This is a genomic window from Fulvivirga sp. (assembly GCF_040218215.1).
Lineage (GTDB): Bacteria > Bacteroidota > Bacteroidia > Cytophagales > Cyclobacteriaceae > Fulvivirga.
Map to the genome: position 1 here is coordinate 256129 of NZ_JAVJQL010000028.1, position 25589 is coordinate 281717.

General features: G+C 38.8%; 22 protein-coding genes. 14 read left to right on the forward strand and 8 right to left on the reverse strand.

What is annotated here, in order from left to right; all coding sequences use genetic code 11:
- The first annotated feature begins 78 nt into the window (after positions 1-78).
- The 7 genes from RIB54_RS19490 (at position 79) to RIB54_RS19520 (ending at position 8821) form a co-directional block, all read left to right on the forward strand.
- Positions 79-2883, forward strand: coding sequence for an alpha/beta hydrolase family protein (locus RIB54_RS19490; protein ID WP_350102464.1), 2805 nt, complete (start codon positions 79-81; stop codon positions 2881-2883).
- Positions 2884-2887: 4 nt separating this feature from the next.
- Positions 2888-3418, forward strand: coding sequence for a nuclear transport factor 2 family protein (locus tag RIB54_RS19495; protein WP_350102465.1), 531 nt, complete (start codon positions 2888-2890; stop codon positions 3416-3418).
- Positions 3419-3764: 346 nt separating this feature from the next.
- The gene (locus tag RIB54_RS19500; RefSeq protein WP_350102467.1) at positions 3765-4295 is read left to right on the forward strand and encodes a DUF922 domain-containing protein; all 531 of its coding nucleotides are present in this window, start codon (positions 3765-3767) and stop codon (positions 4293-4295) included.
- Between the two features lie 127 nt (positions 4296-4422).
- Positions 4423-5727 (forward strand): NADH:ubiquinone reductase (Na(+)-transporting) subunit F, encoded by a 1305-nt coding sequence (gene nqrF, locus RIB54_RS19505; RefSeq protein WP_350102469.1) that lies wholly within the window; start codon positions 4423-4425, stop codon positions 5725-5727.
- A 109-nt stretch (positions 5728-5836) separates the two neighbouring features.
- Positions 5837-6997, forward strand: coding sequence for a formimidoylglutamase (locus RIB54_RS19510; protein ID WP_350102471.1), 1161 nt, complete (start codon positions 5837-5839; stop codon positions 6995-6997).
- Positions 6998-7046: 49 nt separating this feature from the next.
- On the forward strand, positions 7047-7949 hold the full coding sequence (locus tag RIB54_RS19515) for a lactate/malate family dehydrogenase (protein WP_350102472.1): 903 nt from the start codon (positions 7047-7049) through the stop codon (positions 7947-7949).
- 77 nt (positions 7950-8026) lie between these two features.
- Entirely contained in the window at positions 8027-8821 is a 795-nt protein-coding gene (locus RIB54_RS19520; protein ID WP_350102474.1) for a hypothetical protein, read from the forward strand.
- 44 nt (positions 8822-8865) lie between these two features.
- Here the strand turns inward: RIB54_RS19520 and RIB54_RS19525 are convergent, their stop codons facing one another.
- From RIB54_RS19525 to RIB54_RS19540, 4 genes are all read right to left on the reverse strand, one after another.
- Positions 8866-9120: a DUF6952 family protein gene (locus tag RIB54_RS19525; protein ID WP_350066559.1), complete on the reverse strand. Its 255-nt coding sequence runs from the start codon at positions 9118-9120 to the stop codon at positions 8866-8868.
- 104 nt (positions 9121-9224) lie between these two features.
- Positions 9225-11183, reverse strand: coding sequence for an ATP-binding protein (locus tag RIB54_RS19530; RefSeq protein ID WP_350102475.1), 1959 nt, complete (start codon positions 11181-11183; stop codon positions 9225-9227).
- 27 nt (positions 11184-11210) lie between these two features.
- A complete protein-coding gene (locus tag RIB54_RS19535) occupies positions 11211-14870 on the reverse strand; it encodes a metallophosphoesterase (RefSeq protein WP_350102477.1) in 3660 nt (1219 codons plus the stop codon).
- 12 nt (positions 14871-14882) lie between these two features.
- Positions 14883-15743 carry an SdiA-regulated domain-containing protein gene (locus tag RIB54_RS19540; protein WP_350102480.1) on the reverse strand — a complete coding sequence of 287 codons (861 nt, stop codon included), beginning with the start codon at positions 15741-15743 and terminating at the stop codon, positions 14883-14885.
- Between the two features lie 289 nt (positions 15744-16032).
- Here RIB54_RS19540 and hemE point away from each other — a divergent pair, with 289 nt between their 5' ends.
- From hemE to RIB54_RS19570, 6 genes are all read left to right on the forward strand, one after another.
- On the forward strand, positions 16033-17064 hold the full coding sequence (gene hemE / locus RIB54_RS19545) for a uroporphyrinogen decarboxylase (RefSeq protein WP_350102482.1): 1032 nt from the start codon (positions 16033-16035) through the stop codon (positions 17062-17064).
- Positions 17065-17163: 99 nt separating this feature from the next.
- Positions 17164-17991, forward strand: coding sequence for a DUF2971 domain-containing protein (locus tag RIB54_RS19550; RefSeq protein WP_350102484.1), 828 nt, complete (start codon positions 17164-17166; stop codon positions 17989-17991).
- Between the two features lie 254 nt (positions 17992-18245).
- Positions 18246-18494 carry a type II toxin-antitoxin system ParD family antitoxin gene (locus RIB54_RS19555; protein ID WP_350102486.1) on the forward strand — a complete coding sequence of 83 codons (249 nt, stop codon included), beginning with the start codon at positions 18246-18248 and terminating at the stop codon, positions 18492-18494.
- Positions 18491-18787, forward strand: coding sequence for a type II toxin-antitoxin system RelE/ParE family toxin (locus RIB54_RS19560; RefSeq protein ID WP_350102487.1), 297 nt, complete (start codon positions 18491-18493; stop codon positions 18785-18787). The genes RIB54_RS19555 and RIB54_RS19560 overlap by 4 nt, the downstream gene beginning before the upstream one ends.
- A 60-nt stretch (positions 18788-18847) precedes the next feature.
- Entirely contained in the window at positions 18848-19423 is a 576-nt protein-coding gene (locus RIB54_RS19565; RefSeq protein ID WP_350102490.1) for a YdeI/OmpD-associated family protein, read from the forward strand.
- A gap of 92 nt (positions 19424-19515) precedes the next feature.
- Positions 19516-20010: a CBS domain-containing protein gene (locus RIB54_RS19570; RefSeq protein ID WP_350102492.1), complete on the forward strand. Its 495-nt coding sequence runs from the start codon at positions 19516-19518 to the stop codon at positions 20008-20010.
- A gap of 7 nt (positions 20011-20017) precedes the next feature.
- Here RIB54_RS19570 and RIB54_RS19575 read toward each other — a convergent pair whose 3' ends face one another.
- The 3 genes from RIB54_RS19575 to accD all read right to left on the reverse strand — a co-directional run bounded on the left by RIB54_RS19575 (position 20018) and on the right by accD (position 23877).
- Positions 20018-20416, reverse strand: a complete 399-nt coding sequence (locus RIB54_RS19575; RefSeq protein WP_350102494.1) for a hypothetical protein — start codon at positions 20414-20416, stop codon at positions 20018-20020.
- 78 nt (positions 20417-20494) lie between these two features.
- A complete protein-coding gene (locus tag RIB54_RS19580) occupies positions 20495-22933 on the reverse strand; it encodes an ABC transporter permease (RefSeq protein WP_350102496.1) in 2439 nt (812 codons plus the stop codon).
- Between the two features lie 104 nt (positions 22934-23037).
- Positions 23038-23877, reverse strand: a complete 840-nt coding sequence (gene accD / locus RIB54_RS19585; RefSeq protein WP_350066579.1) for an acetyl-CoA carboxylase, carboxyltransferase subunit beta — start codon at positions 23875-23877, stop codon at positions 23038-23040.
- Between the two features lie 180 nt (positions 23878-24057).
- Between accD and fbaA the strand changes: the two genes are divergently transcribed.
- Positions 24058-25131, forward strand: coding sequence for a class II fructose-bisphosphate aldolase (gene fbaA / locus RIB54_RS19590; protein ID WP_350066581.1), 1074 nt, complete (start codon positions 24058-24060; stop codon positions 25129-25131).
- Between the two features lie 74 nt (positions 25132-25205).
- Here the strand turns inward: fbaA and rplS are convergent, their stop codons facing one another.
- Complete coding sequence (gene rplS / locus RIB54_RS19595) at positions 25206-25559, reverse strand: 50S ribosomal protein L19 (RefSeq protein WP_350066583.1); 354 nt, start codon at positions 25557-25559, stop codon at positions 25206-25208.
- Between the last annotated feature and the right edge of the window lie 30 nt (positions 25560-25589).

Consider the following 25589-nt stretch of genomic DNA (forward strand, 5'->3'; position numbering starts at 1 on the left):
ATCCATCACACCTTCTATCAATTTTCAATCGGCTTTTTAAAATATGTTTTATAGATTGAGGCCGTAAACCAATATATTATGAAACTACTCTTTTTAATTGCTTTGATGTTCATCTGCATCACAGCTCAAGCTCAGAAAAAAACTCTTGATCATGATGATTTTGACATTTGGAACAGGGTATCCTCAACTGAGGTGTCTCCCGATGGTAAAATAATTGTCTATCACCTGGTGCCCGGTAAAGGGGATCAAACCATGAAAATAATGGGTAGTGACGGCAAAGAGCTAGCCTCTATCCCAAGAGCTGAAAGCTCAACCATTACCTGGGATTCCAAATATGTGATTTTTACTATAAAACCAGCCATGGATTCTGTGAGAGCACTAAAAAGAATAAAAACTAAAGATGACAAGCTGCCAAAAGACTCCTTAGGGATTTTTAATATCTCAACCAAAACGATAGAAAAATACGCCAGGGTTAAATCGTACAAAGTGCCAAAAGAATGGCCGGGAATGCTGACTTTTCAGCTAGAACCTGAGCTTCCAAAAAAGGAAGAAAAGGACAGCACTAAAACTGATGAGGACAAGCCCAAACCAAAAAAGAAAAAAGGGAAGAAAGTAAGCAAAGACAATGGCTATCATTTAGTGGTCCTGGATTTGAACACTAAAGAAAAAGATACTTTGTTTTATGTAACTGACTATGAGGTTTCAAAAAGAGGGGCCAATTTTATTTACCACACTTCAGGCAAAGATTCCACTATCAATGAAGGTGTGTATTACTACCAAAACAGTAACAAAAACAGTCTGCCGTTATGCAGGGCCAAAGGAAAATACACACAATTAGCATTATCAGAAGATGGGCTGCAAGCGGCATTTCTTACTGACCTCGACACCACCAAAGCCCTGATCCGAGATTATCAGATGCGTTACTGGGCTCAAGGTAAGGACAGCGCATTAGTTGTTGCTAAAAGAGGCTCAGACGGACTTCCTTCAGACTGGATAGTTAATCAAAACGGTAAAGTGGAATTCTCAAGAAAAGGAACAAGGATTTTCTTTGGAAGCTCTCCAGAGCCTATAGTTCAGGACACTACTTTACTAACTGATGAAATTATACAGGTAGAAATATGGAACTACCAAAATGGAAGACTTCATACACAACAAAATATTGAGGCTGATGAAGACAGGAAAAGATCTTACAAAGCTTATTATAATTTAATGGATGAGAAAATTGTTCAGCTCGGGCAATTGAATATCCCAGAGGTAAAAGTTCCTGACCATGGTGATGCTGATTATGCACTTGGCGTTTCCAATCTGCCTTATGAAAAATATATTTCTTGGGAAGGGTACCCAAGGCGCACAGACTTATATTCGATTAACCTTAATACGGGCAAAGCCACTCTAGCTAAGCAAGAAGTTCGTGGAGATGGGGATATCTCAGCAGGAGGTCAGTACTTATACTGGTATAATGCCGAGGACACCACTTGGTCAAGTTATGATAATGAGGCTCAAAAGACCTATTTATTAACTGATAAAATTAAGGTGTCACTAGCTGATGAATTAAATGACCAGCCTAACTATCCTTATCAGTATGGTTCGGCTGGATGGACTAGCGGAGATCAAAATTTCTTAATCTATGATCGATATGACATCTGGAAGTTATCACCAGATAATAGTGCAACTCCACAAAAGCTAACTGACGGAAGGTCTTCAAAAACTAAATACCGTTATGTTGACCTTGATAGAGACGAAGAAGCTATAGATCCTTCTTATATACTTTTAGAATTGTTTCAGGAAACGGATAAGAGTGCTGGAGTAGCAAGCATGCAGAATTTCTCTGCTCCTAAAAAGTTAATGATGGAAGGTGCTGACTTTAGAGGGTTTGCAAAAGCAAAAAATGCTGAAACAATTATATACCAAAAGGGTAATCAGGTTGATTACCCTGATTTATATGCCACTAACTATGCCTTTAAGAAAAGCACAAGATTAAGTACTGCCAACCCTCAACAATCGCAATACAACTGGGCTACAGTAGAACTGGTCAATTGGAATTCATTGGATGGAGAGGCTTTGGAAGGTTTGCTTTACAAGCCTGAAAACTTCGATCCGAATAAGAAATATCCGATGATCACATATTTCTATGAAAAAAATTCTGACAACTTAAACAGGCATTGGGGTGCCGTGCCCATAAGGTCTATTGTTAACCCTACATTCTATGCAAGCCGTGGGTATTTGGTTTTTATTCCAGACATTACCTATAAAATTGGCTACCCAGGCGAGAGCTGCTATAATGATGTGATTCCGGGCGTTACTTCTCTAATAGAAAAGGGGTTTGTTGATAAGAAAAGATTGGGTGTCCAGGGCCATAGCTGGGGAGGATATCAGGTGGCTTATTTGGTAACAAAAACTGATCTTTTCGCTGCGGCAGAAGCCGGTGCCATTGTATCTAATATGATCAGTGCCTATGGCGGTATCCGCTGGTGGACTGGTTTGAGCAGAATGTTCCAGTATGAGCACACACAAAGTAGAATTGGCGGCACCTTATGGGAGTACCCAATGCGATATATCGAAAACTCACCGATATTCTCAGCTGACAAAGTGAATACACCTTTACTGTTGATGCATAACGATGCAGATGGCCACGTGCCGTGGTATCAGGGTATAGAATATTATACTGCCTTAAGAAGGCTAGGGAAACCAGTTTGGATGCTTAACTATAATGGCGAACCTCACTGGCCAACGAAGTATGAGAACATCCGTGACTTCAATGTTCGTATGAGCCAATTTTTTGATCACTATCTTAAAGATGCGCCTGAGCCAATCTGGATGGGAAAAGGAATACCTGCAATAGAAAAAGGAATTAATAAAGGATATGAACCATCTAAAGAGTAGTCTGTTGAAAAAATATTTAAAACTTATCTTCTTAATTGCTCTAGCCGCTTGCACAGCTAAAGTGGAAGTTACAGAAGAGCCTACCAAGGCAGAAATTGATATCATAATGGATGCCTGGCACCAAGCCGCAGCTGATGCTGATTTTGAAAAATACTTCAGCTACTTTGAATCTGACAGCTCCATCTTTATGGGCACTGATGCCACGGAGCGCTGGACAGTGGCTGTTTTCAAGCCGTGGAGCAAGCCCTTCTTTGATAGAGGCAGAGCCTGGAGTTTTAAGGCCGTCAAAAGATATGTTTACTTTTCTGAAGATGGTAAAACTGCCTGGTTTGATGAAGAGCTGGACACTCCTAACCTCGGCCCAAGCCGTGGAACTGGTGTATTGAATAAAACTGATAATGGGTGGAAAATAGCCCACTACAACTTGACCATTCCTATCCCTAATGAACTAACAGATGAGTTTATTCCTAAGATTGATAGTGTGCTTAATAACCTGAACTCGATTAATAAAAACGGGCGTCATGCCGGAAAATAAAGGTTTACATTTTAAAAACCTTTATTTATCCGGTATCTCAATAATATTTACATGAGATTACGGACAATTTTCTTCCTTTTGAAAAAAGGAATGAAGAAAGTTTCCGCAATGACGATCTAGATGTAGTTTCTACCAATTATTAATCGAACTCAGGTTAATGAGTAACTCTATGCATTTCAAAAGTTAATCGCAAAATGTCCTCCATTAATGGAGGACATTTTTATTATCACTTGATGTAAACATTCACAATTTCTTACATCAATCCAGATTGCGTGTTTTAGTTATAAATCTGACTTGATTATGAGCTGAAAAATTCCCAATTTCATCAGCCCAATTTATCAGTCCTATGTTCAACTTTATTTTGTTTGTCTTAATCGCCAATCTTGCTCCAACGGAGTATGATGGTATGATTTTTTGGCAAGAAGGCAGAACCATAGATTGGGCAGATTTCAAAGGAGCACCAAACCCTTCAAGTCCTTTTGATGCAGAGGCTAATTCAGGAGTGCGATATACTTATACATTCACCACACAAGGTAGTGCAGCACAAGTTAACTTTGAAGTGCACTCATTCTTTAATGCTGAGCAGTCCTGGATAAAAAGTCAAAAACAAACTGACTTATTATTAGAACACGAACAATTACATTTTGACATTTCAGAATTGCATGCCCGCAAATTAAAAAAGGCCTTTGGTGAGTACCATTTCAGCAAATCTCCCAAAAAGGAAATCGAAAAGATTTTCAATAAAATCAATAAAGAACGGGCTGAAATGCAGGTTAAGTATGATCATGAGTCTGACCATTCTAAAAATAAGTTGGCACAAGCCAAGTGGAAAGCTTTCGTTAAAGCCGAATTAAGCACACTTTCCAGATATCAATAGCCATTCCTCGGACAGATATTATTGTCCAAATTTTAAATCTCACATTATAGTTTTAAACATTTACTCAATATATTTGTAGTCCTTAAAAACAAGGACAATTTTTCACTGAAGAAATCGAACAATTTCAATGAATACAGTAATTATTACTTCAATAGTAGCCTTTACAGTCATCATACTGTTATTGGTATTGATACTGCTTTTTGCACAATCTAAGTTAGTGCAATCGGGTCCGGTTAATATTATCATCAACGGTGATAAGGAAAACCCAATTGTTACTACTGCAGGATCTACTTTGTTAACAACACTTTCTGCACAAAAAATCTTCTTACCATCGGCTTGCGGTGGTGGTGGTACTTGTGCTATGTGTAAGTGCATTGTAGAAGATGGTGGTGGTGATGTACTCCCAACAGAAGTAGGTCACTTGAGCCGTGCCGAGCAAAAAGAAAAGGTAAGACTATCATGCCAGGTTAAGGTGAAGCAGGATATGGACATCAGGATTCCTGAAGAAATATTCGGTATCAAAAAATGGGAAACTACAGTTCAGTCGAACTATAACGTCTCTACATTTATTAAAGAGTTTGTAATGAAATTGCCAGAAGGTGAAACGCTGGATTTCGAAGCTGGTGGTTATGTTCAAATTGATGTTCCTGCCATTGAAGTTGATTTCAAAACTATGGATATCACTCCTAAGCCGGAATTAGGTCACCCTGATGATAAATACAAAGAAGATTGGGATAACTTCAATCTTTGGGATCTCAAAATGGTTAATGATGAGCCTATTTTTAGAGCTTACTCAATGGCCAACCACCCTGCAGAAGGAAACATTGTAATGTTGAACATACGTATTGCTACTCCACCATGGGATAGGGATGCTGGCAAATGGATGGATGTAAATCCTGGTATTTGTTCTTCTTATGTGTTCTCTAGAAAGCCTGGTGATAAAGTAACAATTTCAGGACCTTACGGTGAATTTGCCATCAACCCGACCGACAGAGAGATGGTTTACATTGGTGGTGGTGCTGGTATGGCTCCGTTAAGAGCTCAGATTTTCCACCTTTTCCATACTGAAAAGACTAGCAGAAAAGTGTCTTACTGGTATGGTGGACGTTCAAAAAAAGAATTGTTCTACACCAATCACTTTAGAAAAATTGAAGATGAGTTTCCTAATTTCCAATTCAACATTGCACTTTCTGAGCCTTTAGAAGAAGATAAATGGAAAATCAAGAACTCACTTGACGATAAAGATGCCGATGGATATGTTGGTTTCATACACAAGGCACTATATGATAACTATTTGAAAGATCATCCTGAGCCGGAAGAAGTAGAGTTCTACCTATGCGGACCTCCTTTGATGAACGCTGCGGTACTCAAAATGCTCGATGATATGGGCATTCCGCCTGAGAACGTCAGATTTGATGACTTTGGAGGATGATAAAATAAAAAAGTAATTTAAAACCCTGATCCAGGCCAAGCCGAGATCAGGGTTTTTTGTTTGCATATTCCTCAAGCAAAGTCGTAATTTTAGAACCAAATAATTTCACATGGATCTTAAGATATTCTTTTCCCCCCTCGATGAAGAGTTGTTCTCAAATATTAGAAGCAGCACCAGCTTTCTAAAAAATATAAAAGCCAATATTGACAATATGCCTGATTTTAAGGGCGCTGATATTGCCATTATCGGGGTGGAAGAAGAACGAGGATCTATCACCAATAAGGGTGCAGCAAAAGGAGCTAATGAAATCAGAAAAAAGCTCTATAAACTCAAAAAAGGAACAGGAAAATACAAAATAGTTGATCTTGGTAATATAAGAAACGGCATGAACCGTGACGAAACCATAGGTAGGGTTTCAGAGGTATGCCAGGTGTTGATACAGAACAACATTCTACCCGTAGTAATTGGTGGCACTCATGACATTGATTATGGTCAGTACAAGGCATACGAAGGGATGGAAAAGTTAATCAGCTTATTAAATGTTGATGCTTTTCTGGATATGGAAGAAGGCATGAGTGAGCCAGAGAATGAAAAGCACATTCACAAAATCCTCCTGCACGAGCCTAACTACCTTTTTAACTATAGCCATTTGGCATATCAGAGTTATCTGATAGATCAAAATGCCATTAACATATTGGAGAAGCTATATTTTGAGGCTTATCGCATAGGCCACTTAAGGTCTAATATCACAGAGATGGAGCCTATTATCAGAAATGCTGACATGCTTTCCTTTGATATTTCAGCTATAAAATCAAGCGATGCCCCTGGCAATACCAATGCTCAACCATTTGGGTTAACTGGTGAAGAAGCTTGCCAGATTTGCTGGTATGCCGGCCTTAATGAAAAGTTGAGCTCCGCTGGATTTTATGAATACAATCCTGATAAGGATGATGACTCAAAAAAGACTGCTGCTGTTGTAGCTACCATGATTTGGTATTTTATTGAAGGTTTTTACCACAGAAAGAATGAGCAAAACTTCAAAACCAATGACTACCTGAAATTTGTAGTTTCAATGTCTGGTGACCCTGATGCACTGTGTTTCTACAAAAGCAAGCTAAGCGAGAAATGGTGGATGGAAGTCCCATTTCCTAAAGGAAAGGACAAATATTCCCGAAATTGTATCATCCCATGTAGCTATTCTGACTATCAAATGGCCACCCATGGTGAGCTACCCGATAGGTACATCACAACTCATGCCAAATTAATTTGAAAATAATGTGTTAAATTGTTAGCCTTAGTATTGAATGAATAATCAATAGATGAGGCAAAATTTAACCATAACAATCATCGGATTAGGAGAAGTTGGCGGTACCATTGCCAGCCTTATTTTAGGGGAAACTTCCAACTCAACCATCAACCTTGTTGATATTAAGGATGTAAGTGGAAGAGTTCTTGATATAAAGCATGCTGGAACTTTTACCAATAATAAGGTTATAGCAAACAACCCATTCGTCACCAACCATTCTGATTTTATAATTTATACTGCCGGATTTAGCAATGCGGTGAATGCTGAGCGTAACTCCGTAGCTGATCAAAATAAGGTATTGGTAAGAAAAGTATTCAGAAAAATTCAGCCTAAGAAGGATGCAGTTATCATTGCTGTTTCAAATCCTGTTGAGTTGGTATCGCAATGGATCAGTGAAATATATAAGAACAATATAACAGTTGTAGGAACAGGTACATTTTTAGATACCATAAGACTTAAATTTTTGATTAGCGAAAGGTTGAACAAAAATATTAGCCTGGTTGACACTATTGTTATTGGAGAACACGGTGAGAACATGACACCGGTCTATTCACAAACTACGGTTGATTCCGAATCTATATTTGATATTTTGGGAATGAAACAAATAGAAGAGCTAACTACTAATCTTAAAAACTCGGCACGAAGCATTAGGTCAACAGAATCAGCCACAAAGTTTGGGGTAGCACAGTGCGTTGTTGAGATTATTAAGGCCTTTTATAGTAATCAAAGTATTGTCCCTCTTTCTATAATGATTAATGATGCCTATAAGAAATTACTAGGCGCTTACAGCGATAACTACATCTCACTACCGTGTAAAATTGTAGAGTTTACACCTATCCCGGTCATGCTAGACCTCGACCCGCAGGAATTTATCAACCTCAAAAATGCTTATAATTCTATCAGCAGGTATAAATAGCTATAAATTAGATGGCAAATAGATGCTTTTTTAGACCTATATTGGCATTTTTGCAGCATCGGTAAAAGAGGAAAATAATGAGGTTGTCACAAATAGCCAGAAAACTAGGGGCCATGCAAAGTGAGCTTTCTGAAAAGCTAGTATCAAATGGAGAAAAAGCGCCTGAAGGTGGCAATTCTAAGCTTACCGATGACCAGATTGCCCTGCTTTTTAGATTATATAACTATTCTGAGCCTGAAGAAAAGGAAGAGGAGGTTGTAACCGAACCAGACGCTGAAACAACAGTTGCAGAAACTTCAGAACCAGAAGCACAAATTGTAGAAGAAGCTTCTCAGGAAGAAGTTCAAACTGAGGTTGAAGAGGTACAACAACCAGAGGCGGCAAAAGGAAGCATAGAGGAAGAGCCAGCAGAAGAAGTTGAAGTTATTAGGGCCAAAAAGATCAAACTTGAAGGAATAAAGGTTTTGGGCAAAATTGATCTCCCCGAAAAGCCTGTAAAAGTGGAGGAAGAGGGTGAAGATAATGAAGATGGATCTAAGACCGGGAATAAGCGCGAGCGCAGACAGCCTAGAAATATGCGTTCTAACGACAAAAACAGAAGAAGGAAGCCTGAACTTACTTTTGAAGAAAAACAAGCCCTTGAAGAGCGCAATCGCCTGAAAGAAAAAAGAAAGCGGGAAAAACAGCTCAAGGAAAAGAAGAAGAAATACTTCGAGCAAAACATAAAGCCGAAGCAGGAGCAGGTAGGCAACAAGCAAAAGAAAAAGAAGAAAAAGGAATTTGGTAATACTGCTACCGAAAAACGAACTAAGATCACCACCAAAAACCCATTTAAACGGTTTTGGATTTGGTTGAATGATCCTTATGCTTAGTATAATGTACAATGAGCAATTAACAATTAACCCATTGCTAATTGTTAATTGATAGAACCTACAACCCTTTTCATAAATCCATTAAGGGCTTCCTTTTTATCGGTTCCATTTTTCACTTCTTTGCTAACCTCAAGTGCTCCATAGAGATTAGACAGCAGCTCACCCAACACTTCCAATTCCTCATCTTTAATGCCCGGTGCTTCTGCCAAATGTTCCATCAGCTCTATTGTCTCTACTACCCAATCTTCATCATGTGTATCTACAAACTCAACTATATGCTTTATTAAAGGTAATCTCATGTTTCTGTTTTTTAAATTTCGGCAAAGAAAATAAAGACTTAATCAAAAACACTATTTGAATGATTGATTAAATTAATGGCTGAATAGGCTAAAATGATAAATGCTTATGATTCCTTATTTGGCAAATAAAGTTTGAATACACTGCCCTCGCCTTCTTTACTTTCAACTTCAATTTTTCCTTTGTTTTGAAAGGCATATTCCTGACAGAGCATAAGGCCCAGGCCAGTGCCTTTTTCACCAGCTGTTCCACGGGTAGAGGTTATCTTTAAATTGAATAAATCATCCATCATGCCTTGTGGAATGCCCCTTCCTGTATCTTCTACAGAAATGGTGGTGTAATCTTTATTCTCCCAGCAAATGATTTTAACCTCACCCTTAGGTTCTGTGAATTTTATAGCATTATTCACAAGGTTTCTAATTATCAATTCAGAGTGATTTGGGTCTGCATAAACAGTGCAGCGGTCAGCTACCTGTACCGATAGGGCTATCTCCTTTTGCTCGGCCAGAGGTTGATAAACATCTTTAAGTGTTTTTATAATTTCTGCTATGTTAAACTGCATAGGGCTTATTGAAGACTGTTCCATTTGCAATCTCCCCCATTGAATCAGATTGTCTGTCATTTTCAAGGTAGCGCTTACATTGTCACTCAGCTGGTTCATCATTTCAATCACTTCTGCCTGAGACAGCGAATCCATATGTTTTTTAACCAGCTCAGAAAAGCCAATAATAGATTGCAATGGACTTCGCAAATCATGTGAAATGATAGAAAACATCTTATCCTTGGTCATTACAAGCTCTTCCAGCTCTTCAGATTTATGACGGATCTGCTCCTTTTGCTCATTCAGCAGCTTTACTGAATTCTGTAACTTAGCTCTACTAACCATGGCATACAGCAGGGCAAAAAAGGCTATAATGGCCAGAACTGCCACTATAATCAAATACGTTTGCTGCTTTTTTATTAGGGATTCCGAGTACTCCTGTTGTTCTGCTAAAATCTGGTTCTCTACTCCTACCTTCATAGAGTTGTAAACTGTATTTAGCAGACCTTCTCTATCTGCAATGGTGGCTGAAAGGAGTGAATCTTTGATATTTTGATAATAATCAAGGTACTGGTGAGCCATGTCAATATCTCTGCCTTCGGCATAATATTTAACAAGCTGAAAATAAACCTCCTCCAGTTCATTCGACCGATGATATTTCAAAGCATATTTTTCTGCATCCAGTAGTAATTTTAGCTGTTCATCTTTCCTTCCGTGCTGCTCGTATAAGTCAGCTAACTCTATCATAGACTCCAGCGTTGATGCCTTCTGCGAGTTATCACCAAGCACCTTAGAAATATCAATAGCTGCCTGAAAGAAATATTCAGCAGAGTCTAAATTGGCTTCTTTCTTGTAAATAAGTCCTAATGCCTTGTAGCTAAAAGTTTGGGCAAGCGAATTATCATTTTCAATATTCAGCTGTATGGCCTGATACTGCAACGTTTTAGCTTTATCCAGACTGTCAAGATAATACAATGCCTCTCCGTAATTAAGGCTTGTAATAGCAAAACGATAAGATGGGCCGTGTTCCTTAAAATAATCATAAGAAAGTTTATGATGCTCAGCAGATTTTTTGTGAAGGTTCTGAATTCGATATAAATTACCTGCTGTGATATGATTATTAGCCAAGCCTAAGGAATCACCTTCTTCTTCAAAAATCCTTTGGGCCTTTAGCCCCACAGCTGTAGACAGACTATAGAACTTTTGTGACGCATAAATTGAAGACAAAATTCTGTATGCGTAAGCTATATCTATTCTGCTATTATACTTTGAGGCTAGCGCCAATGACTCTTCGGCATAATTCATGGCCTTGATGGGGTCAACATAAACCAACTCCCTGCTGAGCTTGTATAGCAAACTCACCTTTACCGTTTCAGGTGGATTGGCAGCTAGCAGTGTTTCTAAACTGTCAATATCCATGTATTGAGCATGAGCAAAGTGAGTGGACCCGCCTATAACAACAAGAGTAAAAAAGAAGGATAATTTCCTATATAACCGCCCAATCATCAATTTTAATATACTCATTTTCAGGCAATAAAGGGAGATTTTTTGTCAGAACAAAAATCCTAGTCTAATATAAAACAAAGTCTCTTCTTCAGACACACCAACTTCCGTAGAAATTACAGCAAGATTAAATGGCGCAAGCCATAAGCCCCCGCCAACACCTCGATGCCATTTGTCTGAATCTTCACCTTCAACCCATACCCTGCCTACATCATGAAAGCCTATAATTCCAGCTGTAGCTGGGAACAGGTAACTTCTAAAGCTTAGCAGCTTCAATCGGAATTCAAAATTGCTGTAAAGGCTCTTGTCACCATAAAACCTGGTTTTTCTAAAGCCCCTGATTTGTTCCCTGCCACCTAAAGTTTGCCCTTTAAAAAATGGATAGTCTCCAAAGTTAATACCATAACCAACCCTGGTAGCAAATGTCAACCTCGCTGGTAATTTGAAACTATGATAAAGCGACAGGCTGGTATTATATTGATGAAAGTCATCTTCGGTATCCCGAAAACCATAAAGTGTGTTGATTTTATTGGACCAAAAAATCCCCGATGTTGGAAAACTTGGGTTTTTTCTGGTATCAACATCTAGCCTAAGGCCTCCTCCAATATAACTATAGGTATTTTCATTTTCGAGGCCAGATCCTGGCAAAAAGATATCGGTAACGTACCTATCATCATTAATATCAGAGTTTAGCTCCCATGTGACCAGATCTTGGGTGATTCCTATTTTGGCAAAAGCACCAATTTTTCTAAAAAGCCCCACCTCATAGGCATATTCCTCAAACCTTAGGCGGTAATAGTTTATCGATCTCTTAACATTAACAGTCTCATCAATATCCTGATCAAAATCACTTTCATTGCCAATACCAAAAAAGTTGTTTACATAGTTGGGAGCATTAACAGTAACATCAACTTCGGCATTCCATTTGCCAATGACATCGGTAAATTCTCCATTGTAATTGAAGTTGTAAGAAGATGTATTGAAAGCATAGCTGCCTAAAAACTTATGCCTGGATTTAAACGGTTCTTTTCTAAAACCATGATTTGTATAGCTAAATCCGCCACCGAGAAACACGCCATCATCAGGGTTAAAACTTCCGGTAACCAAAGGCATCAGCACATTATATTTAAAGGCCTTTCTATCATAGTTATTGACGGCCTCATCATTAGAAAGCCTGTTTCTGCTTTCACCATTTAGCTTTAATTTGTTTCCTTCTTTGGTGTCATAGAAAATATTCTTCCTGCCAAAACCAGCTACTTTTGAGTCGTCATCCAGCTCATCCTCACCTTCTCCACCTATGACCCTTAACTTAATGCCTTTTTTACTCTCACCTTCAATCTCAAATTCATCCTCATCTCCTAATCCATACAATCTGATTTCCTTGGTTTCATCATATTTAAATACGCGATCGAACAGCACTTTCTTTTTATCGCCATCACCGCCCATCTTACGCATTACAACGTGCACATCGCCATTTTCCAGCCTGTCCACCTGAAAATGTTCATGTTTATTGCTGCCAACAACATCCACCTTCTTAGCTAAGAACAAGTAATGGTCAATGGCATATTCGGTAAGTTTTTCCCTACGTGCTTTAAGCTTGTCTATAATTTCCTGACCATGAAGATCGAAAATAACCTTGGGCCATTGACGGATAGCGTTTTCTATAACTTCATCTGTCATTTTGGACTTCAATGTCTCGGCAGCATCAATCCAGTCTTGCTTGGAAAGACCTGTGAGAAAAGATCGGTCAAAATAGCGTGCGTTAAACATCAACCCAGACGGCCAATTTACTTCATAATCAAAGCCTTCAAATTTTGGTAGTGCCCACTTCCTTGTCCAGATTGAAGGAAAAAAACCTCCGCTAACAAAGAAGGCCTGATCTCTATCACGCGGTATTGGTCGGTATCTGTTTCCTTTTCCTTCATCAATCTCTGACCAGCGCCATTGGTCATCATGACGATCCCAGTCACCAATCAGCAGATCAAAGAGTCTTGACTTAAGGGCAAATTTCTGATCTACATAATTGTCATTATCCTTTGCAAGGTTGGAAATCACCTTCGTGGTGTTTTCTATGTCTGGCGAATTGCCAAAGAAATCTGCATCAGACCAGTCCTTGGCAGGCCGCTCCTCATACAGTGCCAGCGTATTGGCAAAAGTCTGTTGATGAATACCAAACCGTGGGTCATCCGGAATGAAAACTACTTTTGGATTAGTATGATAAATATCAGCCGCCTCCGCCAAAAATGGCACAACAAAAGCCCCGTAAGGATGTGATGCGGAAATTTGATCTTGCACCAAATCTTGGGCAAAGGTGTTTTGTAAAAAATCGGGAATAGCACCTTTTGCATATTTTTCAATAGAGCGCAGCACATATTGTTTTCCATTTTCTGCTTCCAACCTCAAGGACTTGGTTTGCTGTCCGCCACCACGCTGTACAATTTTCAAACCTCCGTGCTCGCTGCCAATATCAAATACAAGCACTTCAATTTCCTGGTTCCAAACGTCCCGGTAATTGGCGCCAAAGAAACGCTGATGAAACTTGCTGGTATTGTACTGCTCGCTGGCTTTGGTCGCTACTACAGAGTCCTTTAAGTCGATTTGCTGCGCAAACTCCTTGGCAGTCAATTGCCTATTAAATGGCTTTACCATCAGCTCCTTTTCAAAAGTTTTAGAATCATTGGGAGACCAAAATTCTACTTTGGTAGTACCATCTTCATAAAATAATACCTTTGAAAATCCATTGACAGATTCAGCATACTCAGCATACTTCTTTTGTTTGACATAAGTTGTTTTACTGCCTGACCCACTTACAATATAATGAACATTGTCTTTGAAGGAATACTGCAAACTATGTTCGTGCCCTGAAGCATGGATAGTGTTGGGGTATTTTTCCATTACAGCCATAAATGCATTGCTCATTGTCTTGTATTTTGGGTTTGAAAGATCTTGCACACTGCCTATAAGTTTTCTATAAACAGGATAAATTGCCCCTGCCATGGGTGGTAGCCAATATAATTTACCGGGGAATTGTCCCCCATGCTCACCATAGGTAATCATAGGATGATGGGTGGCAACTACCACTCTTTTATGCTTATTCCTTTCCAGAATATTATCCAGCTCCTGAAATACCTCTAGTGACGTTTTTGCATCACAACCTCCCTGTTCTTCATCTGGCTTATCCCAGCCGTAAAGTAGCCATTCCGTGTCAATAATTGCCAGGGTAATCTGCTCATTGAGACTCACTTCAATAGGTCCGGGACAGCCATTACTTGGAATAAAAACATTAGCACTATCTAACCTGTTTTCGATATATTCTTCCTGCCTCATGACCTGCGTCCAGCCATAACTTCTGCCCTGTGCCCAGTCATGGTTTCCTGGTATGATATAGGCATCTTTACCAAATGCTCTTGCCAAATCTATCTGTGGTTGAATGGCCGCTTCAGCGGTAGCCCGCTCTTTGTTGCCGATGGCTGGCATGCCCTGCTGGTAGATGTTATCACCTAGAAATATGATGCCTTTATTAGCATCATTTTCCATCTGCTGTTTAATTAATTTCAGATTAGCTGCCTGCCCTTGTGTATTGGCTCCTGCATCTCCAATGAGGTAAAGTGTATACAACGGCTCCTTACTCTGAGCCATTGCCAAATTAAAAGCATGGCTAAATACAGCGGACAGCAAAATGGTTTTGATAACAAAAATCCCCCTCATTGAAGTGATCCCTTATTTTGTAAGTTTATTAAAGGTAAATAGCCTGCCTCTATTTTCTCCACCCTCACTCGAAATAAATAATTGACCTTGGGGAGAGAAGCACATACCCTCTGGTTGATAGAATATATGCTTATCCAATTTAACAACCTCCTTCAATTTAAGTTCGGCATTGTAGACTACTAATACATGATCTGCAGAAAGAATATAAATATCAGATGTCTGAGGGTGTACAGCAATTGCCGATGGGTCAAAGTCCTTAATGGAGTTAAATTGCTCCCTATTTTCAATGAATTTTTCCAGGTCCCTTTTTTCGATAAATATTAGTGAGTTGGCCTTTTCTTCTTCTATTATATAAATGCCTTTACCTTCTTTGTCAACTCCATCAATTTTACCATCCCCTTTGGCGGCTATTAATAGAGCCCCGTTGAAATAGCCTAACCCTTCAAGATCATTCTTGGAACTAAACTCACTTTGGTATTCATTAACATTGATGGCTTCCTCTCCTTCAATTTCAAATGAAAAAAATTCGCCATTACTTTTCATTACCCAGACGGTGCCTTCATCATACTCCACACCTTCATAATCGCCACTTTTACCAAACTTAATTTTGTTGATAACGTCACCCGTACTGACATCAATAATGTAAAATTTGCCTGTCTCATCTTCTATGGCTCCAAGCCGGTTAGCTGTCAGATAAGTTAAGCCAGAAATTTCCTGAAGGTCATAGTGCAGCCTAAATGTCTCCGTTGGTTCATAAAGTTTATAAGGCACCTTGTTCAGGTCATAATCCTGCACATCTTTTGTTTGATCAACGGGGGTGACACAGCTTATGCTCGAAATCAAAACTGCAATACAGATAACGGTGAACTTCATAATTACAAATTAGTCTAAATTGAAGTCCATAAAAAAATTAAGGTTGGTTCGTATTATCACAAATCAGGATTCAGACATAATCTTCACATTAGTTATTGACCAAAAGAGAAGTGTCTCACTCAAACTTCAGTAGCAGACGATCCGCTAATTGGCAGATGTCTGGATAACCCTGACAAAAACTTACCTTTCAGGAAGTTTTTCGTCATTATTCACTAGAATATTTAGTTTTAACACTTAAAATATTCTTGTGAATAATCCGGGTTAATTCTTTACAAGAGTATCTTTGCGGATGCCTTTGAAAAACGACCTTTTATTACGCACCATCAATGGTGAAAAAACAGAAAGAACGCCTGTATGGCTAATGCGCCAGGCGGGTAGAATATTACCAGAGTACCGAGCTGTTCGCAATTCATTAAGCGGATTTAAAGAACTGGTGGAAACACCTGAGCTTGCCGCGGAAGTGACCATCCAACCGGTGGATATTTTAGGTGTTGATGCTGCCATTATCTTCTCAGACATTTTGGTAATCCCTGAAGCGATGGGATTACAATATGAGATGGTTGAAAAACGCGGCCCTCATTTTCCTGAGACTATTAAATCTGCTGCTGATATTAAAAAGCTAAAAGTTGCCGAAGCCAGTGATGTGCAATACACCATTGACGCTATAAAAGTGACCAAAAAAGAGCTTGATGGTAGAGTGCCATTGATAGGTTTTGCCGGTGCACCATGGACCATCTTTGCTTATATGATAGAAGGCGGTGGCAGCAAGACCTTCTCAAAGGCAAGAGCTATGCTTTACACCGAGCCAGAGTTATCTCATCAATTACTTCAGATGATCACCACCAGCACCATCAACTATCTCAAAGGACAAGTAGAAGCCGGTGCTGATTTAGTTCAAATATTTGACTCATGGGCAGGCATATTATCGCCCACACAATATGAAAAATTTAGCCTGCCTTATATTAAGCAAATCTGCGATGCCATTTCCGAAGTACCAAAAACAGTATTTGCCAAAGATGCCTATTTCGCCAGAGGATGGTTTGGTAATATCAATTGCAACACCGTTGGCCTTGACTGGTGCATGGACATAGCAGAATCACGAGCTTTGGTGGGAGAAAACAAAACCCTCCAGGGTAATCTGGATCCTTGCGTATTGTATGGCAGCGAAGCCAGCATTAAAGAAGCCACAGAAAGCATGCTTAAACAATTTGGGCCAACAAGGCACATTGCCAACTTAGGTCATGGTGTTTATCCTGATACTGATCCTGGCAAAGTGAAGTTTTTTGTGGATATGGTGAAGGAGTTGAGTGCGAATAGATAGGAAGTAAGCTGTAAGATTTTCTTATTTTTGAGATATCCTAGAGGATATGTGAGATTGTACGCTTTAGAATAAAAGTGTTCCCAAAATAAGCAAGGTATTATGTCATTTATATCTAAAGAAGATTCCCGGGAATTTGAGGGTGAGAAAACGCTTTATCATTACACTTCCATATATACCTCTATTGAAAAGATTTTTCCATCGAATAAATTGAGGTTATCCCCTTTAATCTCAGCATCCGACCCAATGGAACTTACACTTCCAAGTCCATGGGTTTCCAGTTCTGGGTATGAAGAAGATTTTAAACGATTAAACGAGAAAATTGCTGGGGGCGATATTGCAACTAAAATCAATACTTATTACAAAAGCCTACGACAACTATGTTTGTGTCGAAATTCAGATATTGAAGTTAAAGGTCTACATACTGGTGTTTTCGAACCACTTGACCATTTTGGATTTGCTAAGCCACGTATGTGGGATCAATATGGTGATAGATTTAAAGGAGTTTGTATTGCATTATCGCGATCCAAATTAGAAGAAAAATTATCTTCTAGTTATCGCTTATTTAATGTCGAATACCACAGCAACCATCTTTTCAAACCAAATATAGATTCATCTAGCATTGATTTAAATGAAATCGAAAGGATTGGAGAGATAGAGTATTTAAGGTCAAAATATGAATCGGAAATTTTAAAAATCAGTTCTAAACATACTGATTATAGAGATGAGAACGAATGTAAGGTAATTACCTCCACGGAACATGACTATTCATATTTAGATATTAGTAATTGTATTCAAGGAATATTTTTTACCAATAAACTAAACTATGCCTATGAGTCAATTCTAAAGAATATAGCCAAAAGATATGAAGTACCATTGCTACAAATTCATATCAGCCGTAGGGGGATAAGTGTTCGTTGTTTCGCGTAGTCTTTAATTTCTTAAATGTGTAAAAAACACTAACAAAATGTTAAGATTTAATTGAATGTTTACATTTCTTTGACATCATCTTTTCCATATACTTCTTTCAATTAAAACCCCATATCATGTACCCCACCTTCTTCCCAACTTCAGAAAATGGTTAGCCAATGTGGCTTAAGCAGACCAAATAAAGAAGTGTTTTCTAGACATTTGCCATAATTACCAATACTTGGTACCTTTAACATAAGCATAATTAGAAGGCGATGGGAAAGAATACATCAATAGCACTCGGGGATCATTTCGAAAATTTTATTTCAGCCACAGTAAGTTCTGGAAGATACAACTCAGCCAGTGAAGTGATAAGAGCGGCACTTCGACTGTTGGAGGAACAAGAAGAAAAAAAGAAAATGCTAACAAAAGCATTAATTGAAGGCGAAGAAAGTGGTCTAGTGGACAACTTCGATCCTCAACTTTTATTAGAAGAACTTCATTCAAAGCATAAGCTCGAATGAAATACAAAATTTCATCAAGAGCAAGATTAGATTTAATTAGTATTTGGGAATTCACGAAAAAGAATTGGTCTGCTCAACAAGCAGACAGATATTTTCAGATTATTGTTGACAAATTCCTTGAAATTAGTTTAAATCCCGATTTGGGCAAAAACTATGATGACCTTAGAATTAATTATCGTGGAATTATTGTTAAATCACACATCATCTTTTACAGAATAACTAATCAGAATTCGATTGAAATTATCAGGATTTTGCATCAACATATGGATTACAAGAACAGGCTGTCAGACTGATCATCTATTGAACAAGTACTAACATTGGCTATCGAAGCCATTTGTATAAAATTAAAATACATGACCCCAACCTTCTTCCCTACACCGGCAGATTTTAGAAAATGGCTAGCCAAAAACCATGACAAGGAAACAGAGCTATTGGTTGGGTTTTACAAGGTGAGTTCTGGCAAACCCAGCATCACCTGGCCAGAGTCAGTAGATCAGGCACTTTGTTTTGGGTGGATAGATGGCATACGCAGGTCGGTGGATGAAGAAAGTTACTCGGTGCGTTTTACGCCACGCAGACCAGACAGTATATGGAGTGCGGTCAATGTTAATAAAGTCAAAGCCTTGACCAAGCAAGGTTTGATGATGCCAGCAGGTATCAAAGCTTATGGATATCTTAAAAAGGATAAATCCAAAGTCTACAGCTTCGAAAAAGAAGCGCAAGAGCTACCAAGTGAATATAAAAAGCTTTTCAAGGCCAACAAAAAGGCCTGGGAATTCTTTAAAAACCTTGCCCCATCCTATTACAAAACCTCCGTCCATTGGATTGTTTCTGCCAAGCAGGAAAAAACGAGACTATCAAGATTGGAAAAAATAATAGCTGCTAGTGAGAAAGATGAAAACCCCTGGAAAACGAGCAAGAAGAAATAGCATATACTGAATAATCTCCGATGTTGTAAAAGAAAAATTATTTTGTCACAGCATTGTAAATCACTAACTTTCAGTCGAATACAACTCAAAAAATGAAAATAATATTTACATCTGCACTTGTACTGATTTCGGTGATCTCAGGAGTGTCCCAGGAAAAAGCAATCAACTACAAAGAATTACAAAAAATGCTACCTAGCTCTATTATGGGCTATAGTCCTTCTGGCGACCCTGATGGCAGTTCATTTGAAATGAATGGCATGTCTTATTCTACAGCCGTTCAGGATTATGAAAGTGGTGACTCTGAACTTACCATTTCACTTTTTGATTATCAGGGAGCTGCTGCCATGTATTCTTCAACTACCATGGCATGGGGCATGGGTATGTCTTTTGAGGACGATGAACAAAGTGCAAAAGGTGTGGATATTAATGGCAGCAAGGGCTGGCATGTTTATCAAAAGGAGGATCATACCAGTGAATTAATGGTTGGACATATGGACCGTTACCTAATCACTATTGTTGTTACAGAAGCTGACCAGGAAAAGGCCATAGAGATTTTCAAAAAACTGGATCTAAGTAAATTACCTTAGTCAAAGTCTATTCAGGAGAGGCAATAAAGTAGCCCTGCTTTTTATCGTCAAAGTAGATGTCAAAAGTATATTTATTACCTTCCTTATCTAGTTTGTAGATTGTTACACCATCCTTCTTGGCGCCATTGGTAGCTGATATCCACTTGATATGAATTTCATTATCCTTATTCTTAATGATATTGGCCTTTCCTATTTCCTTTCCGTGCCGATCAAATTCTGTCCATACATTTTTAGCAATATTGACAACCCCCAAACTATCTGTAATATCCCTGCTACCCAGCATAAGTTTACTAACCGATAATTTCACATCACTGACCGACACTTTGGTTTGTCCTAATGCAGAAAAATGGCCCCACATTAAAAGGGCAATAAATATTAAGGTTGTGGAAAGTGGGTTAGTTTTCATAAGACTCTGGCATTGATAGTAGCATAATTTAGTAATAAAAATGCGCTTATCAATGCCAGACCTGTTGTTTATATTATCCTATTCGCTGCGGAGGGATTTCACCGGATTGACCAAAGCGGCTTTGAGTGTTTGATAACCCACCGTTAGCCAGGCAATCAACAAAGCTACACCTCCCGACATTACAAATGTGAAAATACTTATTGGTGTTTGGTAGGCAAAATTTGCCAGCCATTGGCTCATAAAGTAATATGCCGTAGGAAATGCGATCAATAAGGCAATAAGAATAAGTTTTGTAAAGTCCTTTGACAGTAAGAAAACAACACCCATTACCGATGCCCCTAAAGTCTTTCTCACACCAATTTCCTTCGTTCTCAGTCCCGCCATATAAGCTGCAAGTCCAAAAAGCCCTACACACGCTATTAGAATTCCAAGGCCAGCAAACAGAGCAAATATTTTTCCTGAATTAGCTTCAGACTTATATTGCTGATCAAGCTCATCATCTAAAAATTTGTACTTGAAAGGGTCTTGAGGAACAAATTGTTTCCATTTAGACTCTAGCTGAGCAATAGTACCTTGCAAATCTTCACCAGTCATTCTCACAGTAATAACGCCTCCATTGCCATTATTAAGCTCAGTGCTGAGCATCACAAATGGGCTGATTTTTTCTCTCAAAGACATATAGTGGAAGTCCTTAACTACACCTATAATTTCAAACTCTGTAACCACAGGAGGCTGACCATTGGTATTTCTCAACTTCATGCCTATTGGGTTGTCAACACCAAGTAGCTCAACAGTCTGCTCGTTAATTATAATCGATAATGAATCATTAAAATCCTTGGAGAAACCCCTACCTGCAACTATTTCAAAACCCATGGTTTTCATGTAGTCATCATCCACATTCATTGCGTTGGTAGTAATTACTTCAGCACCACCCGGAGGTAAAAATTGGATTCCGAAATATTGATTCACTGGAATGGAACCCGAAGCACCAGCTTCAGTAATTGTAGGAATATTTTTTATCTCACTAATAAACACTTCCTGCTGCTCATTAAGACTGCCCGCTCTATCAATAACCAACACTTGCTCCTTGTCATAGCCCAGATCCAGCTTACTCATAAAGTCTATCTGATCCTGAACGATCAATGTGCCAGTAATTAAGATGATAGAAATAGCAAACTGAAAAACTACCAATCCATTTCTGAGCCATGCAGAGCTCTTATTGGTCTGCATGCTTCCTTTCATTACCGCCACCGGGTTGAACCCAGAAAGCACGAACGCAGGATAACTGCCGGCTAAAAGTCCTATAACCAGGGCGGCAGTAATTGAGAAAGGCAATGCTATGGAACCTGAAGCGGCCAGTGCCAAATTCTTGCCTACTATGCTATTGAAATACGGCAGCGACATATAAACGATACCCAAAGCCAGTATGGTTGCAAACGTGCTCATTATTACAGATTCCGTAAGAAACTGCCCTACCAACTGCTTTTTAGGAGAACCCAGGGTTTTTCTAATTCCTACTTCCTTAGCTCTTTCTGTTGATCTGGCAGTGGCCAAATTCATAAAATTGATACAGGCGATGAGTATAATCAATACTGCTATTGAAATAAAAATATAGATATCATTGATACTACCTCCATTTTTAAGTGCCCCCTGATATTTTACCGGGTACAAATGAATGTCCTCTAATTGAATGAGTGAGTAATTGTATCCATTGCCACCAGCAATATACTCCTGATAGGTGGTGTTTAGGTTTTGCTCAATCTGCGGAGCAGCGTAAGTCTCCACCATTTTTGGAAACTTAGCTTCCAGTGCTTTGACATCCACATTGTCTCCCAGCTCAAAATACATGTGTGTAGAAAAACCCGTGAAATTTTCTGTCTGAAGGAATTGGAAAGTCTTCATAGACACCATAAAATCGAAATCGAAATGAGAGTTTTCAGGAACATTTTCGCAGATGCCACGAACTACAAAATCACCAAAGTCAGTTCGCATGGTTTTGTTAACAGGGTCTTCATTTCCAAAATACTTGGTAGCCATCTCTTGAGTAATCACCATATCCTGGGCATTGGCCAGCACTTTGTCAGGATCACCAGTAGTTACTTTAAAATCAAACATTTGGAAGAAAGTGGAATCAGCAGCCATTAGTCCATACTCTTCAAAGGCCTTTTCTTCACCTTTTTCATCTTGATAGCGAACCATCACAGGATTGTTTGGCCCGGCAGCGAACAGTCTCACTGCATTTTTAACTTCAGGAAAATCTTTGACCATGACCTCTGAAAATGAATGTGGGACGAAGGCATAATTCGTTACATGGTCAGGATACAACCGTTCCAAGACCATTTTGTAGATGTGGTCACCTTTGGAATGGAGCTTGTCATAGCTCAACTCATCTTCAACATGAAGTAAAATCAATAGGCTACTTGCTATACCTACCGAAAGTCCCAAAATGTTAATAATTGTATATATGCGGTTCTTGATCAAGCTCCGCAGGCCGATTTTAATGTAGTTTTTGATCATGATTGGTGTGTTGTTGTACACAATAGACTCACTATCACAATCAAAAGTTACAGAAAATCACCACTTTTCTACAAGCGGCATCCCCCAAAATGTGGTATTATTTCTTACTTAAGCATTTTGAGCAATGTGCTCAACTTAGATTTTAGATTTCTTCTATCAACTATAAAATCCAAAAACCCATGTTCCAAAACGAATTCGGCACTTTGGAATCCTTTTGGTAAGTCTTTGCCTATAGTTTCCCTGATAACACGAGGTCCTGCAAAACCAATTAACGAACCGGGTTCTGCAATGTTAAAATCACCAAGCATGGCATAAGATGCTGTAACACCTCCTGTAGTTGGGTCAGTCAACAAAGATATATATGGAATTTTGGCCTCGCTCAACAGTGCCAATTTAGCCGAAGTTTTTGCCATCTGCATGAGGGACAGACCTGCCTCCATCATTCTGGCACCACCAGATTTTGAGATCATCAAAAATGGAATCTTATTTTTTATAGAGTGGTCTATTGCCCTGGCTATTTTCTCACCAACAACACTGCCCATGGAGCCTCCAATAAAATTGAAGTCCATACAGGCTATCGTAATTTCAACACCATTCATTTTTCCATAAGCAGAACGAACAGCATCTTTCAATTCCACCTTCTTCTGCGTACTTTTTATTCTGTCAGGATAGGCTTTGGTATCCACAAACTTCAAAGGGTCTGCAGATTCCATATTGGCATCAAGCTCAGTGAACTTGTTATTATCAAAGAGTATATCGAAATATTCTTTAGACCCGATACGCACATGATACCCATCTTCAGGACTTACATAGGCATTGCTCTTAAGCTCTCTGGTATGCACAATCTTCCCACCCGGGGTTTTGAACCATAAGCCGTCTGGTGCTTCCTTTTTGGCTTCTGTAGGTGTCTGTATCCCCTTGTCCTTTCTTTTAAACCAGCTCATAAGTGTCGCTTAATTTTGTTGCGTTGATAAAAATCAATCTCAAAAATCTGGGCAAATATCCATAGTATCTCCAAGCTTTCAAAAATTACCTTTAAGAATGTGACCCGACTAAATAATTTAGTTTCTTTGTAAGGCTCATTTAAAGGGCACAAACAAGTATTTAACTAGACAATCGTATCTATGTCATCTTCAAAATTTAAGCCCGGAGTAATTACCGGTAGCGAAGTTCAGGAATTATTCAAATATGCTAAAGAAAAAGGGTTTGCTATGCCTGCAGTTAATGTAGTGGGGACAAACTCTGTAAACGCTGTTTTAGAAACTGCAGCAGAAATCAACTCACCTATGATGATTCAGTTTTCAAATGGCGGTGGGGTTTTTTATGCAGGTAAAGGTCTAAATAACGACAATCAAAGAGCTGCCGTTGCAGGTTCGGTATCAGGTGCTCATCATGTTCACATGATGGCTGAAAAATATGGTGCTACTGTGATATTACATACAGACCACGCAGCTAAAAAATTATTGCCTTGGATTGATGGCATGCTAGATGCAGGAGAAGATTTTTATAAGGTGCACGGTAAGTCATTGTTCAGCTCTCACATGATTGACCTTTCTGAAGAGTCTATCGAGGAAAATATCGAAATCTGCAAGCGATATCTTGAGCGTATGAGCAAAATGGATATGACTTTAGAAATTGAACTAGGTGTTACAGGTGGTGAAGAAGATGGTGTAGATAACACTGACATCGACAGTTCGAAATTATACACTCAGCCAGAAGAAGTAGCTTATGCTTATGAAGAGTTAAGTAAAGTAAGTGACAGATTTACTATTGCAGCTGCTTTTGGCAATGTGCATGGAGTTTACAAGCCAGGTAATGTAAAGTTGACACCAGTGATCCTTAAAAATTCTCAGGATCACATCATTGAGAAATATGGCACTGGCCCAAATCCTGTAGATTTTGTATTTCACGGTGGTTCAGGTTCTACAGTTGAAGAAATAAGAGAGGGTATTTCTTATGGTGTTATTAAAATGAACATTGACACTGATTTGCAATGGGCATATTGGGAAGGTATTAAGAATTATTACCAGGCAAATGAGGGCTACCTTCAAGGACAAATTGGAAACCCGGAAGGTGACGACTCTCCTAATAAGAAATACTATGACCCACGTGTGTGGTTAAGAAAAGGTGAAGAGTCATTCAAAGCAAGGTTGATTAAAGCATGTGAAGACTTAAATAATATTGGTACTCTGAATTAATAAGTACCGATATTGAGGGCATAAAAAAAGGATTGTCAATTGACAATCCTTTTTTGCTTTTGTTTTGTAAGAGATTACAATTTCTCTTTGATTCTTGCAGCCTTACCTTGTCTTCCTTTCAAGTAGTACAATCTGGCTCTTCTTACTTTACCCAACCTCACAACATCAATTTTCTCAATGTTTGGAGAGAGAATAGGGAAAATTCTTTCTATTCCTATACCGTTAGAAACTTTTCTTACAGTAAAAGTCTCACCAGCTGAATTAGGGTGTCTTCTTTGAATAACAGTTCCTTGAAACTGCTGAATTCTTTCTTTAGTACCTTCTTTAATTTTCACGTGAACATTAACTGTATCACCTGCTTTGAATGAAGGATGGGAGTTTCTTCTTTCTCCCTGTTCTGCTTCTAATGCTTTTATAATTTCGTTCATGATATATGATCAATAAGTATCTCTCCAAAA

Bases quoted from the DNA above. Each gene is read 5' to 3' on its own strand.
- RIB54_RS19490 (WP_350102464.1), top strand. From the start codon at position 79: ATGAAACTACTCTTTTTAATTGCTTTGATGTTCATCTGCATCACAGCT.
- RIB54_RS19500 (WP_350102467.1), top strand. From the start codon at position 3,765: ATGTTCAACTTTATTTTGTTTGTCTTAATCGCCAATCTTGCTCCAACG.
- nqrF (WP_350102469.1), top strand. From the start codon at position 4,423: ATGAATACAGTAATTATTACTTCAATAGTAGCCTTTACAGTCATCATA.
- RIB54_RS19510 (WP_350102471.1), top strand. From the start codon at position 5,837: ATGGATCTTAAGATATTCTTTTCCCCCCTCGATGAAGAGTTGTTCTCA.
- RIB54_RS19515 (WP_350102472.1), top strand. From the start codon at position 7,047: ATGAGGCAAAATTTAACCATAACAATCATCGGATTAGGAGAAGTTGGC.
- RIB54_RS19520 (WP_350102474.1), top strand. From the start codon at position 8,027: ATGAGGTTGTCACAAATAGCCAGAAAACTAGGGGCCATGCAAAGTGAG.
- RIB54_RS19525 (WP_350066559.1), bottom strand. From the start codon at position 9,120: ATGAGATTACCTTTAATAAAGCATATAGTTGAGTTTGTAGATACACAT.
- RIB54_RS19530 (WP_350102475.1), bottom strand. From the start codon at position 11,183: ATGAGTATATTAAAATTGATGATTGGGCGGTTATATAGGAAATTATCC.
- RIB54_RS19535 (WP_350102477.1), bottom strand. From the start codon at position 14,870: ATGAGGGGGATTTTTGTTATCAAAACCATTTTGCTGTCCGCTGTATTT.
- RIB54_RS19540 (WP_350102480.1), bottom strand. From the start codon at position 15,743: ATGAAGTTCACCGTTATCTGTATTGCAGTTTTGATTTCGAGCATAAGC.
- hemE (WP_350102482.1), top strand. From the start codon at position 16,033: ATGCCTTTGAAAAACGACCTTTTATTACGCACCATCAATGGTGAAAAA.
- RIB54_RS19550 (WP_350102484.1), top strand. From the start codon at position 17,164: ATGTCATTTATATCTAAAGAAGATTCCCGGGAATTTGAGGGTGAGAAA.
- RIB54_RS19555 (WP_350102486.1), top strand. From the start codon at position 18,246: ATGGGAAAGAATACATCAATAGCACTCGGGGATCATTTCGAAAATTTT.
- RIB54_RS19560 (WP_350102487.1), top strand. From the start codon at position 18,491: ATGAAATACAAAATTTCATCAAGAGCAAGATTAGATTTAATTAGTATT.
- RIB54_RS19565 (WP_350102490.1), top strand. From the start codon at position 18,848: ATGACCCCAACCTTCTTCCCTACACCGGCAGATTTTAGAAAATGGCTA.
- RIB54_RS19570 (WP_350102492.1), top strand. From the start codon at position 19,516: ATGAAAATAATATTTACATCTGCACTTGTACTGATTTCGGTGATCTCA.
- RIB54_RS19575 (WP_350102494.1), bottom strand. From the start codon at position 20,416: ATGAAAACTAACCCACTTTCCACAACCTTAATATTTATTGCCCTTTTA.
- RIB54_RS19580 (WP_350102496.1), bottom strand. From the start codon at position 22,933: ATGATCAAAAACTACATTAAAATCGGCCTGCGGAGCTTGATCAAGAAC.
- accD (WP_350066579.1), bottom strand. From the start codon at position 23,877: ATGAGCTGGTTTAAAAGAAAGGACAAGGGGATACAGACACCTACAGAA.
- fbaA (WP_350066581.1), top strand. From the start codon at position 24,058: ATGTCATCTTCAAAATTTAAGCCCGGAGTAATTACCGGTAGCGAAGTT.
- rplS (WP_350066583.1), bottom strand. From the start codon at position 25,559: ATGAACGAAATTATAAAAGCATTAGAAGCAGAACAGGGAGAAAGAAGA.